Source organism: Streptomyces sp. AF1A, assembly GCF_047340315.1.
GTDB lineage: Bacteria > Actinomycetota > Actinomycetes > Streptomycetales > Streptomycetaceae > Streptomyces.
Genome location: NZ_JBLEBI010000363.1, coordinates 1 through 1,809, shown reverse-complemented (window position 1 = coordinate 1,809; position 1,809 = coordinate 1). Strand labels below are relative to the sequence as shown.

General features: G+C 74.6%; 1 protein-coding gene. It reads left to right on the top strand.

Annotated features, from left to right (window positions below; all coding sequences use genetic code 11):
* On the top strand, nt 1-1,809 hold a 1,809-nt coding region (locus ACLU3S_RS36840), incomplete at both ends, for an FAD-binding and (Fe-S)-binding domain-containing protein (RefSeq protein WP_413956327.1).

Genomic DNA, 1,809 nt, shown 5'->3' with positions numbered 1-1,809 from the left:
GCGCCGCGTCCGCGGCCGAGGTGGGCGCCCTGATGGCCGGGGCCCGCGCCGCCGGGGTGCCGCTCACGCTGCGCTCGGGCGGCACCAGCCTGGCGGGGCAGGCGGGCGGCGACGGGATTCTCGTGGACGTGCGCAGCCACTGGCGCGCCGCCGAGGTCCTCGACGACGGCCGGCGCATCCGCCTGCAACCGGGACTGACGGTGCGTCAGGCCAATGCGCGGATCGCCCGCTACGGGCGCAGGCTCGGCCCCGACCCGGCGAGCGAGTCGGCCTGCACCATCGGCGGCATGGTCGCCAACAACTCGAGCGGCATGAACTGCGGCACCCGGGACAACGCCTACCGGACCATGGAGTCCCTGCAGTTCGTGCTGCCCTCGGGCACCGTCGTCGACACCGCGGACCCCGACGCGGACCGGGCGCTGCGCACCCGCGAGCCCGAACTGCACGCCGGGCTGCAGCGGTTGCGCGACCGCGTCCGCGCCTCGGCCGGCTCCCGCGCCACCATCGAGCGGCTGTTCTCGATGAAGAACACCATGGGCTACGGGCTCAACTCGTTCCTGGACCACAGCGATCCCGCGGGCATCCTCGCCCACCTCATGATCGGCAGCGAGGGCACCCTCGGCTTCGTCGGGGAGGCCGTCTTCCGCACCGTACCCGTCCTGCCGCACACCGCCACCGGCCTGCTGGTGCTGCCCGGCCTCGCCGAGGCCACCGACGCGCTGCCCGCGCTGCTGGCCGCCGGCGCCCGCACGGCCGAACTCCTCGACGCCGCCTCGCTGCGCGTGACGCAGCAGTCCCCGGATCCCGTCGAGGAGCTGGACGGCCTGCGCGTCGAGCGACACGCGGCACTGCTGGTCGAGTTCGCCGAGGACAGCGCCGAGGAACTGGAGGCGCGGATGGCCGCGGCACGGCCGGTCCTCAACCGCCTGCCGGCCGTCACCGGAACCAGGCTCGTGCGCGACCCGCGGGTCAGGGCCCGCCTCTGGCACCTGCGCAAGGGCCTGTACACGGCCGTCGCGGGAGCGCGCAGGCCCGGGACCACCGCGCTGCTGGAGGACATCGCGGTGCCGATGGAGCGGCTGACCCGCACCTGCGAGGGGCTGATCGGTCTCTTCGACCGGCACGGCTACCAGGACGCGGTGATCTTCGGCCATGCCCGGGACGGCAACCTGCACTTCATGCTCACCCAGGACTTCGACTCCGCCCGGGAGACCGAGCGCTACGCCCGGTTCACCGACGCCATGGTCGACCTCGTCCTGGACGCCGGCGGCACGCTGAAGGCCGAGCACGGCACCGGCCGGGCCATGGCCCCCTTCGTCCGCCGCCAGTACGGCGACGAACTGTACGACGTGATGCGCGAGGTGAAGCGGCTGTGCGACCCGCACGGCGTGCTCAACCCGGGGGTGCTCCTGGCCGACGACCCGGACGCGCACCTGCGGAACCTCAAGAGCGTTCCCGAGGTCGATCCCGCCGTCGACGCGTGCGTCGAGTGCGGCTACTGCGAGCCCGTCTGCCCCACGGCGGACGCCACCACGACGCCCCGCCAGCGGATCGTGCTGCAGCGCGAGATCGCCCTCGCCACCGCCGCCGGGGACGACGAACGCCGCCGCGCCCTGGAAGCCGACTACGCCTACGCGGCCGTCGACAGTTGCGCGGCCGACAGCCTCTGTGTCACCGCCTGCCCGGTCACCATCGACACCGGCGCGGTCATGAAGCGCCTGCGCGCCGAACGGCACGGCGCCGCCGCGCAGCGCGCCGGGAGCGCGGCGGCCCGGCACTGGGGGCCCGCGGTCAAGGGGGTGCGCGCCG